The 21,347-nt window shown below is 72.1% G+C and carries 17 protein-coding genes and 1 pseudogene; 4 read left to right on the top strand and 14 right to left on the bottom strand.

The genetic code is table 11. The features are described from left to right. The first annotated feature begins 135 nt into the window (after positions 1-135). Positions 136-1,110 carry a LysR substrate-binding domain-containing protein gene (locus tag QFZ64_RS22195; protein ID WP_307068379.1) on the top strand — a complete coding sequence of 325 codons (975 nt, stop codon included), beginning with the start codon at positions 136-138 and terminating at the stop codon, positions 1,108-1,110. Between the two features lie 39 nt (positions 1,111-1,149). Here QFZ64_RS22195 and QFZ64_RS22200 read toward each other — a convergent pair whose 3' ends face one another. The 5 genes from QFZ64_RS22200 to QFZ64_RS22220 all read right to left on the bottom strand — a co-directional run bounded on the left by QFZ64_RS22200 (position 1,150) and on the right by QFZ64_RS22220 (position 6,306). Then, positions 1,150-3,552: an ABC transporter permease gene (locus QFZ64_RS22200; protein WP_307068380.1), complete on the bottom strand. Its 2,403-nt coding sequence runs from the start codon at positions 3,550-3,552 to the stop codon at positions 1,150-1,152. Continuing rightward, complete coding sequence (locus QFZ64_RS22205; protein WP_307068382.1) at positions 3,549-4,238, bottom strand: ABC transporter ATP-binding protein; 690 nt, start codon at positions 4,236-4,238, stop codon at positions 3,549-3,551. Before QFZ64_RS22205 ends, QFZ64_RS22200 begins: the two co-directional genes overlap by 4 nt. Continuing rightward, complete coding sequence (locus tag QFZ64_RS22210; protein ID WP_307068384.1) at positions 4,235-4,759, bottom strand: PadR family transcriptional regulator; 525 nt, start codon at positions 4,757-4,759, stop codon at positions 4,235-4,237. Before QFZ64_RS22210 ends, QFZ64_RS22205 begins: the two co-directional genes overlap by 4 nt. A gap of 159 nt (positions 4,760-4,918) precedes the next feature. Beyond that, positions 4,919-5,143, bottom strand: a complete 225-nt coding sequence (locus tag QFZ64_RS22215; protein WP_307071817.1) for a hypothetical protein — start codon at positions 5,141-5,143, stop codon at positions 4,919-4,921. Positions 5,144-5,319: 176 nt separating this feature from the next. Beyond that, positions 5,320-6,306: an SPFH domain-containing protein gene (locus QFZ64_RS22220; protein WP_373430644.1), complete on the bottom strand. Its 987-nt coding sequence runs from the start codon at positions 6,304-6,306 to the stop codon at positions 5,320-5,322. Positions 6,307-6,571: 265 nt separating this feature from the next. Between QFZ64_RS22220 and QFZ64_RS22225 the strand changes: the two genes are divergently transcribed. After that, a complete protein-coding gene (locus QFZ64_RS22225) occupies positions 6,572-8,965 on the top strand; it encodes a transglycosylase domain-containing protein (protein WP_307068389.1) in 2,394 nt (797 codons plus the stop codon). 98 nt (positions 8,966-9,063) lie between these two features. On the opposite strand, the gene QFZ64_RS22230 is transcribed toward QFZ64_RS22225, so the two are convergent. The 5 genes and pseudogenes from QFZ64_RS22230 to QFZ64_RS22250 all read right to left on the bottom strand — a co-directional run bounded on the left by QFZ64_RS22230 (position 9,064) and on the right by QFZ64_RS22250 (position 15,175). After that, the gene (locus QFZ64_RS22230) at positions 9,064-9,645 is read right to left on the bottom strand and encodes a TetR family transcriptional regulator (RefSeq protein ID WP_307068391.1); all 582 of its coding nucleotides are present in this window, start codon (positions 9,643-9,645) and stop codon (positions 9,064-9,066) included. A gap of 91 nt (positions 9,646-9,736) precedes the next feature. After that, positions 9,737-11,890, bottom strand: coding sequence for a SpoIIE family protein phosphatase (locus QFZ64_RS22235; RefSeq protein WP_307068393.1), 2,154 nt, complete (start codon positions 11,888-11,890; stop codon positions 9,737-9,739). A gap of 401 nt (positions 11,891-12,291) precedes the next feature. Continuing rightward, positions 12,292-12,988 (bottom strand): annotated as a pseudogene (locus QFZ64_RS22240) (DUF402 domain-containing protein). A gap of 150 nt (positions 12,989-13,138) precedes the next feature. Then, on the bottom strand, positions 13,139-14,539 hold the full coding sequence (locus QFZ64_RS22245) for an aspartate ammonia-lyase (protein ID WP_307071818.1): 1,401 nt from the start codon (positions 14,537-14,539) through the stop codon (positions 13,139-13,141). Positions 14,540-14,653: 114 nt separating this feature from the next. Next, complete coding sequence (locus QFZ64_RS22250; RefSeq protein WP_307068395.1) at positions 14,654-15,175, bottom strand: DUF4245 domain-containing protein; 522 nt, start codon at positions 15,173-15,175, stop codon at positions 14,654-14,656. Positions 15,176-15,301: 126 nt separating this feature from the next. Here QFZ64_RS22250 and glpX point away from each other — a divergent pair, with 126 nt between their 5' ends. Then, entirely contained in the window at positions 15,302-16,339 is a 1,038-nt protein-coding gene (gene glpX, locus QFZ64_RS22255; protein ID WP_307068397.1) for a class II fructose-bisphosphatase, read from the top strand. 81 nt (positions 16,340-16,420) lie between these two features. On the opposite strand, the gene QFZ64_RS22260 is transcribed toward glpX, so the two are convergent. Both QFZ64_RS22260 and QFZ64_RS22265 read right to left on the bottom strand, forming a co-directional pair. Further along, complete coding sequence (locus QFZ64_RS22260) at positions 16,421-16,792, bottom strand: WhiB family transcriptional regulator (RefSeq protein WP_307068399.1); 372 nt, start codon at positions 16,790-16,792, stop codon at positions 16,421-16,423. Positions 16,793-16,921: 129 nt separating this feature from the next. Then, positions 16,922-17,719, bottom strand: coding sequence for a DUF1707 domain-containing protein (locus tag QFZ64_RS22265; RefSeq protein ID WP_373430645.1), 798 nt, complete (start codon positions 17,717-17,719; stop codon positions 16,922-16,924). A 240-nt stretch (positions 17,720-17,959) separates the two neighbouring features. Between QFZ64_RS22265 and QFZ64_RS22270 the strand changes: the two genes are divergently transcribed. Next, on the top strand, positions 17,960-19,627 hold the full coding sequence (locus tag QFZ64_RS22270) for a fumarate hydratase (RefSeq protein WP_307068401.1): 1,668 nt from the start codon (positions 17,960-17,962) through the stop codon (positions 19,625-19,627). Between the two features lie 34 nt (positions 19,628-19,661). Here QFZ64_RS22270 and QFZ64_RS22275 read toward each other — a convergent pair whose 3' ends face one another. Then, the gene (locus QFZ64_RS22275; RefSeq protein WP_307071820.1) at positions 19,662-19,934 is read right to left on the bottom strand and encodes an exodeoxyribonuclease VII small subunit; all 273 of its coding nucleotides are present in this window, start codon (positions 19,932-19,934) and stop codon (positions 19,662-19,664) included. Between the two features lie 17 nt (positions 19,935-19,951). Beyond that, positions 19,952-21,229 (bottom strand): exodeoxyribonuclease VII large subunit, encoded by a 1,278-nt coding sequence (gene xseA, locus QFZ64_RS22280; protein WP_307068403.1) that lies wholly within the window; start codon positions 21,227-21,229, stop codon positions 19,952-19,954. Positions 21,230-21,347: the final 118 nt, after the last annotated feature.

Below are 21,347 nucleotides of genomic sequence, written 5' to 3' on the forward strand. Positions count from 1 at the left end.
AGGGACGCCCCGCTCGTAAGGCGCCGCTCTTGGATGGGACGTCGGCGATCGTGGCACACAGTGCATTGATTCGGGAAATAGCTACACTCGGTCGCGTTGATCGGTGTTCTCTATCAGTGACCAAGGGTGAGATGCGTGGCCAAGGCGGGAATCGCGGGCGTGACCGGAGGAACCGGGCCCCGCGGGCGTCGGCAGCCGAGCCTGTCCCAACTCCGCGCGTTCGCCGCCGTGGCCGAACACCTGCACTTCCGGGACGCCGCCGCCGCGATCGGCACGAGCCAGCCGGCGCTCTCCGGTGCCGTCTCCGCGCTGGAGGAGATCCTCGGCCTGACGCTGGTCGAGCGTACGACGCGCAAGGTGCTGCTCTCACCCGCCGGTGAACGTCTCGCCGTACGGGCCAAGGCGGTACTGGCAGAGGTCGGTGCGCTCCTGGAGGAGGCCGAGGCGGTGCGGGCGCCGTTCACCGGAGTGCTCCGGCTGGGCGTGATCCCGACCGTCGCCCCCTATCTGCTGCCCACGGTGCTCGGTCTGGTGCACGAGCGCCATCCCGCTCTCGACCTCCAGGTGCACGAGGAGCAGACCGCCGGCCTGCTCGACGGCCTGGCCACCGGCCGCCTCGACCTGCTGCTGCTCGCGGTGCCCCTCGGCGTCCACGGCGTCACCGAACTCCCGCTCTACGACGAGGACTTCGTGCTGGTCACCCCGCTGGACCACCCCCTGGGCGGCCGCGCGGGCATCCCCCGCGCGGCGCTGCGCGAGCTCAACCTGCTGCTCCTGGACGAGGGGCACTGCCTGCGCGACCAGGCGCTCGACATCTGCCGGGAGGCGGGCCGCGCGGACGCCCCGGTCACGACGACGGCCGCGGGGCTGGCGACGCTCGTCCAGCTCGTCGCCGGGGGACTGGGCGTGACGCTGCTGCCGCGCACCGCGCTCACGGTCGAGACGAGCCGCAACGGGAGCCTGCTCACCGGGTACTTCGCCGATCCGGCGCCGACGCGGCGGGTGGCGCTGGCGATGCGGGCGGGGACGGCGCGATCGGCCGAGTACACGGAACTGGCCGCAGCGCTCAGGGAAGCGCTGCGGCCACTGCCGGTACGGGTCGTCGACTGAACGTGCCCTGTTCCGTTGCTCCGTTGCTCTGCCGTGCCGCTATTCCGTCCGCAGGCCCTCCGGGCGCATCAGCCTCAGCAGCGCCGGCAGGCTCAGGACCGTCACCGCGAGGACGACGCCCGCCCCGACCCCCGTCATGGACAGCACGCTCCCCCAGTACACCCGCACCGGTACCTGGGACATCTTCTGCAGCACCGCGCCCAGGGTCAGCCCGACCACCGAGGCGAGCACCAGGCCCAGCGCGATGGGGATCGCCGACTGCCACAGCACCGACAGGCTCAGTGTCCGGCGCCGGGTGCCGAAGGCGACCAGCGCCGACAGCAGCCGCTTGCGCTCCCGGAGCTGTTCGAGCTGTGACACCAGCAGGCTCGCCCCGATCAGCGCCAGGACACAGGTCGCGCCGATGAACAGGCCGGTGCGGACAGCCGCGTACTGTTCGGACGTCTCCTGTGAGGACCAGGTCCACGCGTCGGCGAACGGGTCCACCCGCGCCGCCGTGTTCCGTACGTGCTCCTCGGCGTCCGGCACCGAGTGGTCGAGGCGGACGTACACCCGCCCGTACATCACCGGCCGGGCCTTCGCAGGCGCGGCCGAGGGGGTCACCAGCAGGCCGTAGATGCTGTTCTGCAGCGCGTCGGGGCGCCGCTCCACCGTCCGCGTTCCCTCCGGCACCGTCCAGGCCACCTCGGCGCCCCGCTCCGAATCGCTGAAGGAGGGGTTGAGGAACACCTTGCGGCCGGGCTTCAGCAGCTCCTCCACGGAGTTGTCCGCGGAGCCGTCCTCGGGGCTGTACACGGGGCCCTGGCCGGAGTCGTCGGCGGGTTCCGGGAGGGCGAAGACGTCGCCGTCGTGGCAGGAGGGGAGCACCGCGATCTCGCGCAGGGAGGCGCAGGTGCCGACGGTGAGGTCGGCGGAGAGCTCGGGGTCCTTGCGCCGCTCGCCGTAGCTGACGGCGGACAGCGCCACGGCCGAGGCCACGCCCTTGGTGTGCTTGAACTCCGTTTCCACCTTGCCGCCGACGGTGTCGACCCTGCTCGTGCTGTTGACGTCGATCTCCATCTGCGCGCGCAGCGGGTCCCGGCCGGTGCTCTTGGTGAAGTCGTCCTCGACGCCCGCGAACAGCATCTGCAGGGCGATCGCCCCGGCCACCGCGACCGCGATCCCGTTGACCATGCGGGCCGCCGTGCCGCTGCTCAACTGAAGTCGCCGCACGGCGAGTTGCCAGGACACGCCGCCCGAGTCGAGCCGTCCGACGACGGACTCCACGACCCACGGCAGCAGCGCGGTCACGCCGATCAGCAGCAGCAGGACGCCGCCGATGACCAGGTACTGGTTGAAGTTCCCGTCGTCGTTGCCCTTGCCGATCATCGGGTAGAGCATCGCCAGACCGGCCACCGGCAGCAGAAGCCGCCACCACAGCCGGCGCCGGGCCGGCTTCGCCGTGCGCACCACGCCGAGCGGTTCGATGACGACGCCGCGCAGTGCGAACAGCGTGACCAGGACCGCGGCCGCCGGGACCGCGAGGGCGACCAGCACGGCGAGCAGCGGCGAGGGCGTCAGGTAGCTCGGGTACACGCTGATGCCGAACAGATCGACCGAGCCCACGAGTTCCCGGCCGAGCAGGAAGAACCCGGCGCCGAACAGCAGCCCGAACGCGGCCCCGGCCAGCGCCTCGCCGGCCGCGATGCGGCGCGTCATGCCGCCGTCGGAGCCGACCAGGCGCAGCGCCGCGAGCCGCCGGTCGCGGCGCTCGCCGCCGAACCGCACCGCCGCCGCGATGAACACGGCGACCGGCATCAGCAGCACCACGAAGATGACAAGGATCAGCAGGATCAGGACCGGGGGCATGCCGTCGTCGTTCTGCGGGTCCCCGGCGGAGCCGAAGTGGTCGACGCGGCCCACGCTCGCGTCCTTGCCGACGCGCGGCGCGAGCTTGCCGGAGTAGGCGTAGTAGGCGAGTTCGCCCGGGCCCATGAGTCCGGACTCGCCGATCGTGCCGACCGTGCGGTAGGGCAGCCGCTCGCGCAGCAGCGCGCCGTCGTCGGAGTCCAGCAGCTTCTTCAGCGCGGGGGAGACCACCATCTCGCCCGCCCCCGGCAGCGCCCGCACGCCCGGCGGCACCGGCGCCTCGGGGCCCTCGGGCTGCAACAGCCGGCCGCGGACGTCGTCGTGGTGGAACGAGGTGTCGACGTGCGCCGCGACCACGGTGTCGTCGGCGCGGGGAATGGCCTTCGCCGCCGCGAACGAGAAGTCCCGCCGGGCGTCGTCGCGGTCGTGCCGTCGGCCGATGACGCTGGGCAGCGCGGTGGTGAGCAGCAGCAGCCCCACTCCGAGCCCCACACCGACCGCCGTGAGCAGGGTCCGCGTCCAGCCCTCGCGGCCGCCGGTGACGGCGAACCGGGCGCCCAGCGAGAGGTCACGGACCCAGGTGCGGGCGCTCATACGACGCGCTCCATGTCCCGTGACTTGCCGTCCCGTACGACGATCTCGCGGTCGGAGTAGGCGGCCACCCGTGCCTCGTGGGTCACCAGCACCACGGCGGCGTTGGTGGACCGGGCCGCCTCGGTGAGCAGCTCCATCACCCGCTCGCCGTTGAGCGAGTCCAGGGCGCCGGTCGGCTCGTCGGCGAACAGCACGCGCGGTCCGGTGACCAGCGAACGGGCCACCGCGACCCGTTGGCCCTGACCGCCGGAGACCTCGCCGGGGCGCTTCTTGCGCAGGTCGTCGACCTCCAGCCGCTCCATCCAGCCGAGCGCGGCCCGCTCGGCCTCCTTGCGGGAGGTGCCGTTCAGCCGCAGTGGCAGCGCGACGTTCTCCACGCAGGTCAGCTCCGGCACCAACTGGCCGAACTGGAAGACGAAACCGAACTCCGAGCGGCGCAGCGCGCTGCGCTGGGCGTCGCTCATCGTGGCGAGCTCGCGCCCGTTGTAGGTGATCGAACCGGAGTCGGGCGGCACGATGCCGGCCAGGCAGTGCAGCAGCGTCGACTTGCCGGAGCCGGAGGGGCCCATGACGGCGACGACCTCGCCGGGATGGATCGAGAAGTGCGCGCCGTCGAGGGCCATCGTGGGGCCGTACGCCTTGCGCAGCTCCTCGGCCGCGAGCAGGGAGCCGGGGGGAGGGGTCATCGGGTCACCGCCTGGGCGAGTTTGTCGAGGCGCGCGGCGGTCAGTTCCAGCCACCGCAGATCGGCCTCGAGATGGAAGAGGGCGTGGTCGCAGATGAGCTGGTCGGCCAGGTCGCCGTGGCGCTTGCGGTCGGTGAGGATGCGCATCATCCGCAGGTGCTCGGAGCGCTGGGTGTCCAGGATGTCGGCGGCGTCGCGGTGCGTGAGCAGCGCCAGGACGACCTTGGTGTACAGCACCGACTGCAGGTACGGCTCGGGCTTCTCCGGGGTGGCGAGCCACTGCTGTACGTCGGTGACGCCCGCCTCGGTGATGGCGTACCGCTTGCGGTCGGGACCGCCGCCCGCCTCGATGCCGTCGATTTCGACGAGCCCGTTCTTCAGCAGTCGGGACATCGTCGAGTAGACCTGGCCGTAGTGCAGCGGCCGGTCGTGACCGAACTTCTCGTCAAAGGCCCGCTTGAGGTCGTAACCGTGGCGGGGGCCGGACTCCAGGAGTCCGAGCAGCGTGTGACCGATGGACATGCGGAGCACTGTACACACGACGTATACCTACGGTGTATACGCGGAGTGCGGAGTGCGTGGCGGGGGGTGCGAGGGCGCAGGTGGGGCGGGATTGTCACAGTCTCGTGACGGCGCCTCCGAGGCCGGGCGTCCACCGGCGGGGCCGGTTTCCGCGCCGGTCTACTTCTCGGAACCGCCGGGTTCCCCGGCCCCCTCGGGTTCCCCGGAGCCCCTGCTCGTGGGGCGCCCCCGGCGGCGGATGGGGGCCGCCCCCCGCGGCAGCCGCCCCGCCTCACCCAGCGCCCTGCGCAGCAGGAACTCGATCTGCGCGTTGGTGGAGCGCAGTTCGTCCCCCGCCCACCGCGCGAGCGCCTCGTAGACGAGCGGGTCGAGCCGCAGCAGCACCTGCTTGCGCGGCTTGGGGGACGCGGACGCGGGCGCAGACGCGGGCGCAGACGCGGGCGTGGAGCCGGACGCCGGCGTCGCGGCGGCCGGTTCCTGCCGCCGCGACTCCCGCGGCGCCCCCCGCGGGCGCTCCGCGGGATGTTCCGCAGGACGCTCGGCGTCCTTCGAGGACTCGGTCACTGGTACAGCGACCCCGTGTTCAGCACCGGCTGCGGCGCCCGGTCACCGCACAGCACCACCATCAGGTTCGACACCATCGCCGCCTTCCGCTCCTCGTCCAGCTCGACGATGCCCTGTTCGGCGATCCGGGCGAGCGCCGCCTCGACCATGCCGACCGCCCCGTCCACGATCTGCCGCCGGGCCGCCACGACCGCGCCCGCCTGCTGCCGTTGCAGCATCGCGGAGGCGATCTCGGGAGCGTACGCGAGGTGGGTGAAGCGGGACTCGACGATCCGCACCCCGGCCGCCGCCACGCGCGCGTGCAGCTCGACGGCGAGCTTCTCGGTGATCTCCTCGGCGTTGCCGCGCAGCGAGAGGCCGCCCTCGTCGTGGGCGTCGTAGGGGTACTCGATGGCGATGTGGCGGACGGCCGCCTCGGTCTGCGTGGCGACGAAGTCCACGTAGTTGTCCACCTCGAAGGAGGCCTGGGCGGTGTCGCGGACCTTCCAGACCACGACCGCGGCCAGTTCGATCGGGTTGCCGTAGGCGTCGTTGACCTTCAGGACGGCCGTCTCGTGGTTGCGCACCCGGGTGGAGATCCTGCGCCGCGTGGTGAGGGGGTTGACCCAGCGCAGGCCGTCGTCCCGGATGGTTCCCCGGTACCGGCCGAACAGCTGGACCACCCGCGCCTCGCCCGGCGCGACCATGTTGAGCCCGCGCATGGCGACGACCGCCGAGAGGCCGATCAGGAGGCCGAGGACGATGAGTACCGCCTTGGCCCCGGCCGAGGTGAGGGCGGCGGCGGTCGCGAGCAGGCCGACGGCGATCAGCAGCCCCACCAGGCCGAGCAGCAGCGCGAGGCCGCCGCCGATGCTGTGGGCGGGGGACTCGCGCACGGCGGGTGCGGGCATCTCGGGGACGTCGGGCGCGCCGACGGCGCCGGTCGCGGGAGAGGTCGGTCCGGGTGTGGTCGGTCCGGACCCTGACGGTTCGTGTGCGGACATGAGTGGGCCCCCGTTGTTCGAAGTGCGAGGAGGGCGATGCCGCCCTCCTCGGTGCTATCTAAGTGATAACACTTTAGCCGTCTGGGCAACCCTTCGGCCGTGCGCGCCGTCGATTTCTTCGGACGGGTGCTGATTGTCACGTCCGTTTAGGCACGGTAGGGCGGCTTTTGCCGCCCTGGCGTCACATCGTGCGGTGTTAGCTTTCAAAGCTGACTTGTGCGACGACCTGCGTGACCGACGAGAGCGAAGCGGAGCGGATCTACTCATGGGACGAGCGGAAGAGAGACGAGCGCGGCAGCGCGGCGGCCGCCGCGCGGCTCCCCCCAACCGCTCGGAGCAGGTCCGTGAGGCCGTGTCGCCGTCCACGGCGGACGCCGGCGCCGACTCGACGGCGGGAGCGGGCCGTGCGGCGGCCCGCCGCGCCGCCAAGGGCCGGGGCAAGCGCGGCGGGGCCGCCAAGAACGCCGGGAAGGGCCGCATACGCCGCCTGTTCACCTGGAAGAAGGTGCTCGGCACGTTCCTCGGGGTGTGCCTGCTCGGCATCGGCGCCTTCGTCGTGATGTACATGATGATCCAGATCCCCGAGGGGAACGCCGCCGCCAAGCTCCAGAGCAACATCTACAAGTACAGCGACGGCTCGATACTCACCCGCAAGGGAGAGATCAACCGCGAGGAGGTGGACCTCTCCGAGGTCCCGAAGCAGGTCCAGAAGACGTTCGTCGCCGCCGAGAACAAGACCTTCTACAACGACTCCGGCGTCGATCTCAAGGGCACCGCCCGCGGTCTGCTCAACACCGTCTCCGGCAAGGGCGCGCAGGGTGGTTCGACCATCACCCAGCAGTACGTCAAGAACTACTACCTGACGCAGCAGCAGACGGTCACCCGCAAGTTCAAGGAACTGGTCATCTCCCTGAAGCTGGACCGGGAGAAGTCCAAGGACTACATCCTCGCCGGCTATATCAACACCAGTTACTACGGCCGCGGCGCGTACGGCATCCAGGCCGCCGCGCAGGCGTACTACAACGTCGACGCCAAGGACCTGAACGTCCAGCAGGGCGCCTATCTCGCCGCACTGCTCCAGGCGCCGAGCCAGTACGACTGGGCGGTCGCGACGGACACCGGGAAGAAGCTGGTCAAGGCCCGCTGGAACTACGTCCTGGACAACATGGTCGAGCAGGGCTGGCTGGACAAGTCCGAGCGCGCCGGCCTGACGTTCCCGACGCCCAAGGACCCCAAGGCCGCCCCCGGCATGGAGGGGCAGACCGGCTACCTGGTGAACCTCGCCAACGCGCAGCTCGAGAAGCAGATCATGAAGGAGCAGAACCTCACCCAGTCCGAGGCGGCGGCGAAGGTCGAGAACCAGGGCTGGACCATCACCCTGAACATCGACAAGAAGAAGCAGGCCGAGCTGGAGAAGTCGGTCAAGTCCCAGCTCACCAGCAAGCTGGACAGGAAGAAGCGCAAGGTCGACGCCGACGTGCAGGCCGGCGCGGTATCCGTCGACCCGAAGACCGGCAAGGTCCTCGCCCTGTACGGCGGCATCGACTACGTCAAGCACTTCACCGACAACGCGACGCGCACGGACTACCAGCCCGCCTCCACCTTCAAGCCGGTCATCCTGGCCGCCGCCCTGGACCAGGGCGCGAAGACCCAGGACGGCAAGGACATCAACTCCAACACGATCTACGACGGCACCAGCAAACGTCCGGTCGTGGGCAGCGACATCGGCTTCGCCCCGGAGAACGAGGACGACCACGACTACGGCGACATCACCGTGCAGACGGCGATGAACCAGTCCGTCAACTCGGTCTTCGCGCAGATGGGTGTCGACGTCGGCATGGACAACGTGCTGAAGACGGCGGGCGACCTGGGCATGGACACCGAGGGGCTGAAGGCGGTGCCCGCGCAGACCCTGGGCTCGATGGGCGCGAGCCCGCTGGAGATGGCAGGCGTCTACGCGACCCTCGACAACCACGGCAAGAAGGTCACCCCCTCGATCCTCAAGTCCGTCGATCACAAGGACCAGGTGGTCGACCTGCCGGACCCGATCGGCGGCCAGGTCGTCAGCAAGGTGGCGGCCGACACGGTCACCTCGGTGCTGACCGGCGTGGTCGACGACGGCACGGCCCGCACCTCCGTGCGCGACAACCCCAAGCGCGACGGCCAGCAGGTGGCCGGCAAGACGGGTACCTCCGACAACAACAAGTCGGCCTGGTTCACCGGCTACACGCCCGGCCTGGTCACCTCGGTCGGACTGTTCGGCGAGAGCGCCAAGAACCACAGCCAGGTGGCGATGTACGGGGCGGGCGGCCTGCCGCGCGTCAACGGCGGCGGCTACCCGGCGCAGATCTGGGCCACATACATGTTCGACGCGATCGGCAAGGTCACCAAGTTCGACCTGGACACCAAGGAGGGCGCGGCGGTCCAGAAGTCCAACTCGCCGACGATGAGCGACACGCCGTCCCACACCCCGTCGAAGACGGCGTCGAGCAAGCCGCCGGAGTCGAAGTCCCCGGACGCGACCACGAGCTCCCCGGCCAAGGGCGACGAGGAGACCTCCAAGCCGCCCGTCACGAGCTCGCCCCCCGCCAGCCCCAGCAACACGGCGTCGGGCGAGGACGGCGGCGAGGAGGACGAGGGCGATCTGTTCGGGGAGTGAACGACGGCGGCCGAGCCGGCGCCCGCCGGTTCCCCGCACCTCCGTCGGGGGTGTGGGAAACCGGCGGGCGGACCCCGCGGGTGGCGGTGGCGCGTGCCTCAGGGGGTGGGCGCGGTGAGGTACCGCTGGATCGTGGGTCCGAGCCAGTCCACGATCTCCTCGCGGCCGAGCGCCACGCTCGCCGGGAACCGCAGCACATAGCGCGTCAGCGCGAGCCCCAGCACGGTCGAGGCGCACAGGGCCGCCCGGGTGGCCGCCTGTTCCGGCTCCGGGCCCACCCGGCGGGCCAGCGGGATCAACTGGTCGCGCAGCACGACCTGCATGCGCTCGGCGGCGGCCGCGTCGGTGGCGCCGACCCGCATCAGCGCGGTGAACTCCCCGTTCTCCTCCCACAGGGTGAGGAAGTGGCGTACCAGCGTGCGGCCCATGTCCTCGCGCGAGTCGAGGGTCAGACCGGGCAGCCCGGGGTCGATCGCGACGGCCGCCGCGAACAGGCCGGCCTTGTTGCCGTAGTAGCGCATCACCATCGACGGGTCGATCCGCGCGTCGCGCGCGATGGCCCGGATGGTCGCCTTCTCGTAGCCGTCCGCGGCGAACCGCTCGCGGGCCGCGGCGAGGATCGTGGCCCGGGTGGCGTCGGAACGCCGTGCGGCCTGCTGGTTCTCCGTGGTGCCGGTCATGCCGACCAACTTAGGCCAACGCGTGTTGACAGTCCAGGGCGGCGGCGCCGCCCCGCGGCCGCCGCCCCGTCCGGTCAGCCCCGGTTCGCGGTCACCCCCGGTTCAGTTCGAACCAGACGACCTTCCCCGTGCTGAGCCGCGTCGCTCCCCACCTCCGCGCCAGCCGGTTGACGAGGTACAGCCCGCGGCCGCCCTCGTCCGTGGCGCGCGCCTGCCGCAGTCGGGGGAGCTGCGGCACGTCGTCGCCCACCTCGCACCGCAGCACGTCCGTGCGCAGCAGGCGCAGGGTGATCGGCCGCGACGCGTACCGCACGGCGTTGGTGACGACCTCGCTGACCAGCAGCTCCACCGAGTCGGTCATTTCCTCGAGGCCCCACCGGGACAGGGCGCGCCGGGCCAGCCGGCGGGCGCGGCCCGGGGCGGAGTCCTCGGGCTCCAGGAACCAGTACGCGACGTCGCTCGGCGCGATCCCGTCGAAGCGGGCGGCGAGCAGCGCGATGTCGTCGTCCCGGTCGCCCGGGCCGAGCATGTCGAGCACCTCGTCGCACAGCGCCTCCAGCGGCGGCGGGTGGTCGACGCCGGTGAGCTGCGCGGTGGAGGCGAGCTTCTCGCGGAGCTGCTCGATGCCGGTCCACACGTCCCGCAGCCGCGACTCCACCAGCCCGTCGGTGTAGAGCAGCAGGGTGGCGCCGGCGGGCGCGTCCAGCTCGACGGCCTCGAAGTCCACGCCGCCCACGCCGATCGGGGCACCCGCGGGCACCCGCAGGACCTCCGCCCGGCCGCCCAGGTGCAGCAGCACCGGCGGCGGATGGCCGGCGTTGGCGACGGTGATGCGGTGCGCGACCGGGTCGTAGACCGCGTACAGGCAGGTCGCCATGCGGTCGGTGCCGAGCCGCTGGGCCTGCTCGTCGAGGTGGTGCAGCACCTCCTGCGGCGGCAGGTCGAGTCCGGCGAGGGTCTGCGCGGTGGTGCGGAGCTGGCCCATGATCGCGGCGGAGGTCATGGAGTGGCCCATGACGTCGCCGACGACGAGGGCGACCCGGCTGCCGGGCAGCGGGATCGCGTCGTACCAGTCGCCGCCGACCCGCGCGGTCTCCGCCGCCGGCAGGTAGCGCGAGGCCAGCCGGACGCCGGTGCAGCGCGGCAGGTGCTCGGGGAGCATCGTGCGCTGCAGCTCGTCCGCGATGTAGGCCTCGCGGCCGTAGAGGACGGCCTTGTCGATGCCGAGCGCGCTGTGCGTGGCGAGCTGCGCGGCGACCAGCAGGTCGTCCGCCTCGAACGCGGGGCGCTCGGGCCGGCGCAGGAACAGTGCCGCGCCGATCACCCGGCGGCGGCCGCGCAGTGGGGCGAGGATCGCGTGCTGCCCGGGCGGGACGGGGAGGTCCTCGCCGAGGAGTTCGGGCAGCGCGTCCGCGGCGCCGGGGGCGTCGGCGAACACCGGGCGCACCCCGCGCAGCACCTCGGCCAGCGCACCGCCCGGCCGCACCTCGCACAGGTCGTTGGTGCGCGCGGTCAGCCCCGCGCTCTCCGGCGCGGGCACCGGCAGGATGCCGTCCTCCACGTCCCGCTGCTGCGGGATGCGGTCGGTACGGCGCAGCCGCAGCAGCAGCGGGCCGGTGGGCCGCTCGTCGCCGACCGGCAGGGGGTCGCGCAGATAGACGAGGATCGCGTCGGAGAACGTCGGCACGGTGGCCCGGCACAGTCCCATGACGATCTCGTCGAGGTCGATGCCGCGGGCGATCCGGCGGGTCGCGGCGCCGACGAAGCGCAGCCGGTCACCGTCCCGGCGCATCGGCATCGGGCCGTGCGGCGGCGCGGACCGCCCGGTGCGGCGCTCCAGGCCGGCGGACGGGGCGGGGGTCCACTCCTGCGCGCCGCCGGCCGGCTGCACCGGCATGGAGTCCGGCGCGGGGCGCGGGCGGTGCGGGCCGGGCTCCTCGGCGGCCGGCTGGGAGTGCTCGGCCCCGTCGCCGTCGCCCACCGGCAGCGGCGTGCCGGACGGAGTGGACCGGCCGCTCTGCCCACCGGCCGAGGCCTGCGGCACCGGAGCCGCGGGCACCTCGGGCGCCGCGGCGAGGGGATCGCCCTCCACGAGCGGACCCGGCACGGCGGAAACGGCCGGGGAGGCGGGGGACGCGGGGACACGAGGAAGCGCCCCTCGGGGGTCCGCGGGGCCGACGCCCGGCTGGGGCGCGGGGACGGCACCCGGCTGGGGCCGTTCATGGGATGTGGGCTGCTCCGTCACGCGTGTCGAATCCGTCCGTCGGGGGCTGGGCGCCGCGCGTGCAGTTCGTGCCGCGCCATTCCGGATACCCGCGACACCGGGTCGCGGAACAGGGCTCCCGCGTGCTCAGGGGCCGTTCTCGCCACACCGCCGCGCGGCCTGGCGGCGCCGCGGCCGGTCCGTTCCTCGTACCCCTCGCTCACGGTCTGCCGCCCCTCGGTGACGTTGTGTCAGGCCCGGCGCCCGCCGCGGGTGTTGCCGTGGCGCGCCCTTGCGGAGGACGATCCTACGGTTGGCCCCAGGGGGCGCCACAAGGGTCTCATGCGACCGTGTGTACGGACATACGATGCCGGGCACGAGGTGCGGGCAGGTGTGCGGGCCGGTGCAGGCGCCCACACGCGCCGCGCCCGCGAGAGCCGCCCTCACCGGGCCGCCGGGGCGGGCGTGCCGTCCCAGTCGTCCGGCAGTGCCGGCACGGGGTGGTCGGGGTCCGGGCGCCAGTTCTCCCACCCGTCCGCGAACGGTGTGCCCCACGCCCGCACCACCTCCAGCGCCGCCCGGCCGGCCTCCCGCACCCGGGCGGCGCCCGCCGCGTCGAGCAGGCCGTCGCGTCGGGCCTGTTCGAACTCGTCCTCGTCGCGCCAGCCCCAGGTGCGGGTCCGGGTAGACGCAGAGGTCCAGGAAGTGGTCCTCGGAGTCCACACCGCCGGACCAGCGGGTCAGCGGCTCCTCCAGGTTGACGTACCAGTTCTTGAACCGCCAGCCCGGCTCCCAGAACAGCCACACCGACCAGGGCTCGCCCGGGCGGGCCAGCTTGAGGACGCCGGTGCCGAACCAGCGGTCGCGGTGCGTGGTGCGGGGCGTGGTGTACCGGGTGGCCAGGGGCTCCCGGTGGACGGGGCTGCCGTCGGCGAGGGCCGGCCTGACGCATTCGGTGCCGGGCGCCAGCCAGACGGCGAGCAGTTCCTCGTCGTCCCGGACGACGGTGACGGGGCGGGCGATGTGAATGCGCGGGCCGGCGTTCTCGCGGTACCGCCACAGGATGGGGGTGCCGGGTTCCCAGTGGGGCGCCCGGGCGCCCCGTTCCTTCGGCCTCACGGCTCCCATGTCCTTCGCCATGCGGAAATAGTAGGGGCGGGGGTGGGAGAGGGGGGGACGGGGCACCGCGCAGCGCGCCGAAAGGACGGGCGACGAGCGCGCTCGCGAGTCGGGTGGCGGGCGCTCGCGAGGCGGGTGCACGCTTTCAGGGGGCGGGCGCCGCGCGCAGCCTCAGGGGCGGGTCATGCGGAGGACGTCGAGTGCCTCGTCCAGTTGCTCCGCGGTCAGCAGCCCCCGCTCCACATAGCCGCCCTGCTCCACGACCTCCCGGATCGTCCTCCGCTCGGCCAGGGACTTCTTCGCCACCTTCGCCGCCTCCTCGTACCCGAGGTACTTGTTCAGCGGCGTCACCACCGACGGGGACGACTCCGCGTACTCCCGCGCCCGTTCGCGGTGCGCGACGATCCCGTCCACCGTGCGGTCCGCCAGCAGCCGGGACACGTTCGCCAGCAGCCGCACCGACTCCAGCACGTTCTTCGCGATGACCGGCAGCATCACGTTCAGCTCGAAGTTGCCGGCGGCGCCGGCCGCCGCCACCGTCGCGTCGTTGCCCGTCACCTGCGCCGCCACCATCAGCACGGCCTCGGGGATGACGGGGTTCACCTTCCCCGGCATGATCGACGAGCCCGGCTGCAGATCCGGCAGGCTGATCTCGGCCAGCCCGGTGCGCGGCCCGGAGGACATCCACCGCAGATCGTTGGCGATCTTCGTCAGGCCCACCGCGACGGTCCGCAGCTGCCCGCTGGTCTCCACGACGCCGTCCCGCGCGCCCTGTGCCTCGAAGTGGTTGCGCGCCTCGGTCAGCGGCAGACCGGTGGCCCGGGCGACCTCGGCGATCACGGCGGCCGAGAAGCCGGGCGGGGTGTTGATGCCGGTGCCGACCGCCGTGCCGCCCAGCGGCAGCTCGGCGAGCCGGGGGAGCGAGGCGGTCAGCCGCTCCACCCCGTACCGCACCTGCGCCGCGTAGCCGCCGAACTCCTGGCCGAGCGTGACCGGCGTGGCGTCCATCAGATGCGTACGCCCGGACTTCACCACGTCCGCGAACTCCTCCGCCTTGCGTTCCAGCGAGGCGGCCAGGTGTTCGAGGGCGGGGATCAGGTCCCGGGTCACGGCGGCGGTGGCCGCGATGTGCAGGGAGGAGGGGAAGACGTCGTTGGACGACTGCGAGGCGTTCACGTGGTCGTTGGGGTGGACGTCCCGGCCCAGCCGCTCGGTGGCGAGGGTGGCGATGACCTCGTTGGTGTTCATGTTCGACGAGGTGCCGGAACCGGTCTGGAACACGTCGACCGGGAAGTGGTCGTCCCAGCGCCCCTCGGCGACCTCGGCGGCCGCGTCCGCGATCGCCTCCGCGACGGGCCTGTCGATCACCCCGAGGTCCGCGTTCACCTTGGCCGCGGCGCCCTTGATGCGGGCCAGCGCCTCGATGTGGGCGCGCTCGATGCGCTGCCCGGAGACGGGGAAGTTCTCCACGGCCCGCTGGGTCTGCGCCCGCCACTTCGCCCGGGCGGGCACGCGGACCTCCCCCATGGAGTCGTGCTCGATGCGGTAGTCCTGGGTGTCGTCGTCAGTGATGTGCGTCGTCGTCATCGTCGTCGTACCTCCGGGAGCGTGAGCGTGCGAGGGACGCGGCGGTATTCCCGCGCCGCGCCGTCCGCCGTGCGCTTTCCGTCTTCCCGGGCGCGGCGGCTACGACGACTTCAGCGACTTCGCCATCTCGGCCAGCCGGGTGAACGAGGCGGTGCCCGTCACCAGCGTCGTCGAACCCTTGTCCTTGGACACGAGCGCGTCGTAGCGGCCGCCGGTGTAGTGCCGCCAGGTGCGGCCGCCGATCTCCTGGGTGGTCTTCGTGGGCCCGGAGCCCTGGCTCGCCTCGTCGATGAACGTGGCCGCCTTCTGGGTCGACTGCTCGATCGCCACGTATTGACCCTTCGGATCCTGGAAACCCAGATGCCAGTGGTCGAAGGAGGCGCCGTCGAAACGGACCGAGGTGGCCTTCCAGCTGTCGGGCAGCCCGTCGGGCGCGGCGACGGGATAGGCGGCCGCGCGCCGGGCTGTGACGAGCTCCACGTCGTAGCTCACCCGCTTGACGTCGGGGGCCGAGTCGTCGTGCGGGAGGAAGAGGTAGATGACTCCTGCCATCAGCCCGATGAGGGCCAGGGAGAGGATCATGTCCCGGACCGTCTTCTGCTTGCCGTTCGTACCAGCCACGCCCCTATCGTCGCAGGTACCCGGGACCGCTCATCCGTGGGGCCCCCTGCTCATTCTGCCCACTCGGGGATACAGTCGGGCTCATACCCTCATCCGGCCGTCGCCGTATCAGAAAGGTGCGCTCCGATGACCGAGAACCACCACCATCTGCCGTCCGAGCTCGAGGTCCCCTCCGAGGCCCCCGACCGCAACCTCGCCCTGGAACTGGTCCGGGTCACCGAGGCCGCCGCCATGGCCGCGGGCCGCTGGGTCGGCCGCGGCGAGAAGAACGGAGCCGACGGGGCGGCCGTGCGCGCGATGCGCACCCTCGTCTCGACCGTCTCGATGAACGGCGTCGTCGTCATCGGTGAAGGCGAGAAGGACGAGGCCCCGATGCTCTTCAACGGGGAGCACGTCGGCGACGGGACCGGCCCCGAGTGCGACATCGCCGTCGACCCCATCGACGGCACCACGCTCACCGCCGGGGGCATGCCCAACGCCATCGCGGTGCTCGCCGCCGCCGACCGCGGCACGATGTTCGACCCGTCCGCCGTCTTCTACATGGACAAACTGGTCACCGGCCCCGAGGCCGCCGACTACGTCGACATCGACGCGCCCGTGCACGTCAACATCCGCCGCGTCGCCAAGGCGAAGAACTCCACCCCCGAAGACGTCACCGTCGTCATCCTGGACCGGCCGCGCCACACGGACCTGATCCGGGAGGTGCGGGCCACCGGCGCCCGCATCAAGCTGATCTCCGACGGCGACGTGGCCGGCTCCATCCTCGCGCTGCGCGAGGGCACCGGCATCGACCTGCTGCTGGGCGTGGGCGGCACCCCAGAGGGCATCATCTCCGCGTGCGCGGTGAAGTGCCTGGGCGGCACCATCCAGGGCAAGCTCTGGCCCAAGGACGACGCCGAACGGCAGCGGGCCCTGGACGCCGGGCACGACCTGGACCGGGTCCTGACCACCGACGACCTGGTCTCCGGCGAGAACGTCTTCTTCGTCGCCACGGGAATCACCGACGGCGAACTCCTGCGCGGGGTGCGCTACCGCTCGGAGACGGCGACGACGGACTCCATCGTGATGCGGTCGAAGTCCGGGACGGTGCGGCGGATCGACTCGGTCCACCGCCTCAGCAAGCTCCGGGCGTACTCCACGGTCGACTTCGACCGCGGGATGTAGGGGCGGAGGCGGGGCGCGCTTTCACTGCTCCCCTGCGCGGGCGGCCGCGCGGGGGTGTCCCGTCGGTCCGGTCGACCGGACCTATCCCGCCGCCGCTATCGGCGCGCCCGCCGCCTTCTTCAGCTCCACGTCCCGGCGCCGCCGTCGCGCCAGCACCACGCGCCGTTCCGCGGCGGTCAGCCCGCCCCACACCCCGTACGGCTCCGGCTGCATCAGCGCGTGCTCCCGACACTCCACCATCACCGGGCATCGCGCGCAGACCCGCTTCGCCGCCTCCTCGCGCGACAGTCGTGCCGCGGTCGGCTCCTTGGACGGTGCGAAGAACAGTCCCGCCTCGTCGCGCCGGCACACGGCCTCCGTGTGCCACGGGGCGTCCTGGTCCCGGTCCCGCCCGGGCCCGCGCTGGGACGGAACTGCGGCGACCTGCAGAGACGAATGCGGCGATTGCGGCACGGTCTACTCCTGACGACGGCTTCGCGAGCGAGAGACGATGCAGCAAGCCTTACCCGCTGTGCGGGGCCCTAAGCGTGGCGTACCGACTCCCGGGCAGCCTTCCGTGGCGCTTCCCGGCCGCCTTCCGGTTCACAGCCCCATGCGCCGCCGCATCTTCCGGTCGACCTGCTCCAGTTTGTGGTTCACCTTGCGTTCCCACTCGCCTGCCGACTTGCGGTCCATGCTCCGTGAGACCCGCTCCGACACCCGCTCCAGGATGTCCGCGACCAGCCGTCCCTTCCGGGGCGTCGCCTCGACGTTGCCCAGCACCGCCCAGCCGTCCACGAAGACCATCGGCGCCCGGGGGTCGCCCGAGTCCAGCGGGCTGACCTCGAAGTTGCCCAGTACACCGCCGCCCGTACCGCGCATCGACACGTTCTCCGGGACGCGCACCTGCACGTCGCCGAAGACGGATATCGCCTTCACCACGATCTGCTGGTACTCGAACAGCGCCTCGCTCAGGTCGATCTCGACGCTGCCGAAGATCGCGTACGCGTGGATGCGCCGCCCGGCCCGCCAACGGCCCCTGCGCACCGCGGTGCTGAACACCGCGACCACGTTCTCGTCGGCCTCCGCCGGTATCGCGGCGGAGGGGCGGTTCGGCGGCGGGGCGGCCTGCGAGCCGGACGGGCGGGAGCCGTGCGCGGCGGGCAGGTCCCGTACGAAGGCGTCGAGTTCGCCGACCGTCTTGGCGCGGAGCACCCCCTCGACGCGCTCGGCGTGCTCGTCCGCGGTGAGCCGCCCCTCGGACAGGGCGTCGCGGAGCATGTCGGCGATGCGGTCCCGGTCGGCGTCCGAGCAGCGCAGCTCGGTCGGCGGCAGGGGCCGGTCGCCGGCGGGGGAGTCGGGCCGGGCGTCGGTCGGGGCGGGGCTCTTCTTCAGGTCCACGGCAGCAGAGTACCGAAACGCGATAGATCGCGACTACCCCTTGTCGAAGTCTGTGGAAAACCGTCCGCGGAGACCGTCCGCGGAGACCGTCCGCGGAGACCGTCCGCCCGGAAGTGAGCCCTACCTCACCCTCACGCTCCCACCGGCAGGTCCTACGCTGGTGGACGCTGCCGACGAGAGGCTGGCCGCCGTCGCCGAGAAAGCCCGCGACGCGTCATGTCGAGTGAGGAATGGGCGAGAATGCCTGAGTTCGCGTACACCGATCTGCTCCCCATGGGAGAGGACACCACCCCCTACCGGCTGGTGACCTCCGAGGGTGTCTCCACCTTCGACGCCGACGGGCGAACCTTCCTCAAGGTCGAGCCCGAGGCCCTGCGCAAGCTCGCGGAGACGGCCATCCACGACATCCAGCACTACCTGCGCCCGGCCCACCTCGCCCAGCTCCGCCGGATCATCGACGACCCCGAGGCGTCCGCCAACGACAAGTTCGTCGCCCTGGACCTGCTGAAGAACGCCAACATCGCCGCCGCGGGCGTGCTCCCCATGTGCCAGGACACCGGCACCGCGATCGTCATGGGCAAGCGAGGCCAGCACGTGCTCACCGAGGGCGGCGACGAGGAGGCCCTGTCCCGGGGCATCTACGACGCCTACCACAACCTCAACCTGCGCTACTCGCAGATGGCTCCGCTCACCATGTGGGAGGAGAAGAACACCGGCTCCAACCTCCCCGCCCAGATCGAGCTGTACGCGACCGACGGCGGCGCCTACAAGTTCCTCTTCATGGCCAAGGGCGGCGGCAGCGCCAACAAGTCCTTCCTCTACCAGGAGACCAAGGCGGTCCTCAACGAGGGCTCCATGATGAAGTTCCTGGAGGAGAAGATCCGTTCGCTCGGCACGGCCGCCTGCCCGCCGTACCACCTGGCGATCGTCGTCGGCGGCACGAGCGCCGAGTACGCTCTGAAGACCGCCAAGTACGCCTCCGCGCACTACCTCGACGAGATCCCGGCCGAGGGCTCCCCGCTCGGCCACGGCTTCCGCGACAAGGAGCTGGAGGAGAAGGTCTTCGAGCTGACGCAGAAGATCGGCATCGGCGCGCAGTTCGGCGGCAAGTACTTCTGCCACGACGTCCGCGTGGTCCGCCTGCCCCGGCACGGCGCCTCCTGCCCCGTCGCCATCGCCGTCTCCTGCTCCGCCGACCGCCAGGCCGTCGCGAAGATCACCGCCGAGGGCGTCTTCCTGGAGCAGCTGGAGACCGACCCGGCGCGCTTCCTGCCGGACACCACCGACGTGCACCTGGAGGAGGCCGGTGACGTCGTGAAGATCGACCTCAACCAGCCGATGGACGCGATCCTCGCCGAGCTGACCAAATACCCGGTCAAGACCCGGCTCTCGCTGTCCGGCCCGCTGGTCGTGGCCCGCGACATCGCCCACGCCAAGATCAAGGAGCGGCTGGACGCGGGCGAGGAGATGCCGCAGTACCTCAAGGACCACCCGGTCTACTACGCCGGCCCGGCCAAGACCCCCGAGGGCTACGCCTCCGGTTCCTTCGGCCCGACCACGGCCGGCCGCATGGACTCCTACGTGGAGCAGTTCCAGGCGGCGGGCGGCTCGAAGGTGATGCTCGCCAAGGGCAACCGCAGCAAGCAGGTCACCGACGCGTGCGACGCGCACGGCGGCTTCTACCTCGGCTCCATCGGCGGCCCCGCCGCCCGGCTCGCCCAGGACTGCATCAAGAAGGTCGAGGTCGTCGAGTACGAGGAGCTCGGCATGGAGGCGGTCTGGCGGATCGAGGTCGAGGACTTCCCGGCGTTCATCGTGGTGGACGACAAGGGCAACGACTTCTTCCAGGCCCCCGCCGAGCCGCCCACGTTCACGAGCATCCCGGTGCGGGGCCCCGGCCTGGCCTGAGCCGGCGGCCGAGGGGGAGGGGGGAGCCAGGGGGCTATTCCTCCCCCTCGGTCTCCCCCTCCTCCTCGGCGAGGGCCGCGTCCAGGCGGGCGCGGGCGCCCTCCAGCCATCTGCGGCACACCTTCGCCAGTTCCTCCCCGCGCTCCCACAGCGCCAGGGACTGCTCCAGGGTCGTACCCCCCGCCTCCAGTCGCCGGACGACCTCGATCAGCTCGTCCCGCGCCTGCTCGTAGCCGAGCGCCTCGCCCTTCTTCGTGCCGTTCCCGGCCTCGCCGGCGCCATCGCCGGTGTCCGTGTCCGTGTTCATGCCGGTGTCCGTGCTGGTCATGCGCCCACTTCCTGCTGTGTGTCCCGCTCGTCCCGCTGCTCGTCGGCCGGATCCCCGGCCGGTGCGGCCCGCACGACCCGTACCGCGAAGTCGCCCTCCGCCACCCGCGCCCGCAGCGGCTCCTCCGCGCCGACCTCCGCCGGTGAGCGCACCACGTGCCCGTCGGCCTTCTGCAGCACCGCGTACCCACGCCGCAACGTCGCCGCCGGGGACAGCGCGACCACGCGCGCATGGGTGTGCGACAGCTCCGAGTCCGCGCGGTCCAGCAGATGCCCGAGAGTGCGCCGGGAGCGGTCGGTCAGCGCGGCGACGTGGTCCGCCCGCTCGTCCACCATCCGGTGCGGGTCCTCCATGCAGGGGCGCGCCAGCGCGTGCGCGAGCCCCCGCTCCTCCCGCTCGACGAACGCGTGTGCGCACCGCCGCGCCCGGTCGCGCAGCCCGCGCACTTTCTCCAGCTCCTCACCGACGTCCGGTACGACCTTCTTCGCGGCGTCGGTCGGGGTGGACGCGCGCAGATCGGCCACGTAGTCCAGGAGCGGGGTGTCCGGTTCGTGCCCGATGGCCGAGACCACCGGCGTACGGCAGTCCGCGACCGTCCGCACGAGTTGTTCGTCGGAGAACGGCAGCAGGTCCTCCACGCTGCCGCCGCCGCGCGCCACGACGATCACGTCCACCTCCTCGTGCGCGTCGAGCTCCTTGACGGCCTGGACGACCTGGGGCACCGCGTGCACCCCCTGCACCGGCACGTTCCGCACCTCGAAGCGGACGGCGGGCCAGCGGTGCCGGGCGTTCTCCAGGACGTCCCGCTCGGCGGCCGACGCCCTGCCGCACACCAGCCCGACGAGCCGGGGCAGGAAGGGCAGCGGCTTCTTGCGGTCGGCCGCGAACAGCCCCTCGGCGGCGAGGGACTTCTTGAGCTGCTCGAGCCGCGCCAGCAGTTCGCCCACTCCGACCGGCCGTATCTCGGCGGCCCGCAGCGAGAGCTGCCCGCGCGGCGCGTACCACTCCGGTTTCGCGTGCACGACGACACGGGCGCCCTCGCTCACCACGTCGGCCACGGCGTCGAACACCTGTCGGTAGCAGGTGACGCCGACCGAGATGTCGTGCGACGGGTCGCGCAGGGTCAGGAACACGACTCCGGCGCCCGGCCGGCGCGAGAGCTGGGTGATCTGACCCTCCACCCAGACCGCGCCGAGCCGGTCGATCCACCCCCCGATGAGCCGCGACACCTGTCCCACGGGCAGGGGGGCGTCGGCGGACGTGTTGACAGCCATGCGCCGAGCGTAACGGGCGGGTACGACAACGCCGCCGACGTCGCTCGGGAGCCCCGGGGGCGATGCCCGGTGTGACGTCCCCGGCGACGGCGGTCGCGACGCCCGGCGTGACGTCCGC

The organism is Streptomyces sp. B3I8 (assembly GCF_030816915.1).
Classification (GTDB): domain Bacteria; phylum Actinomycetota; class Actinomycetes; order Streptomycetales; family Streptomycetaceae; genus Streptomyces.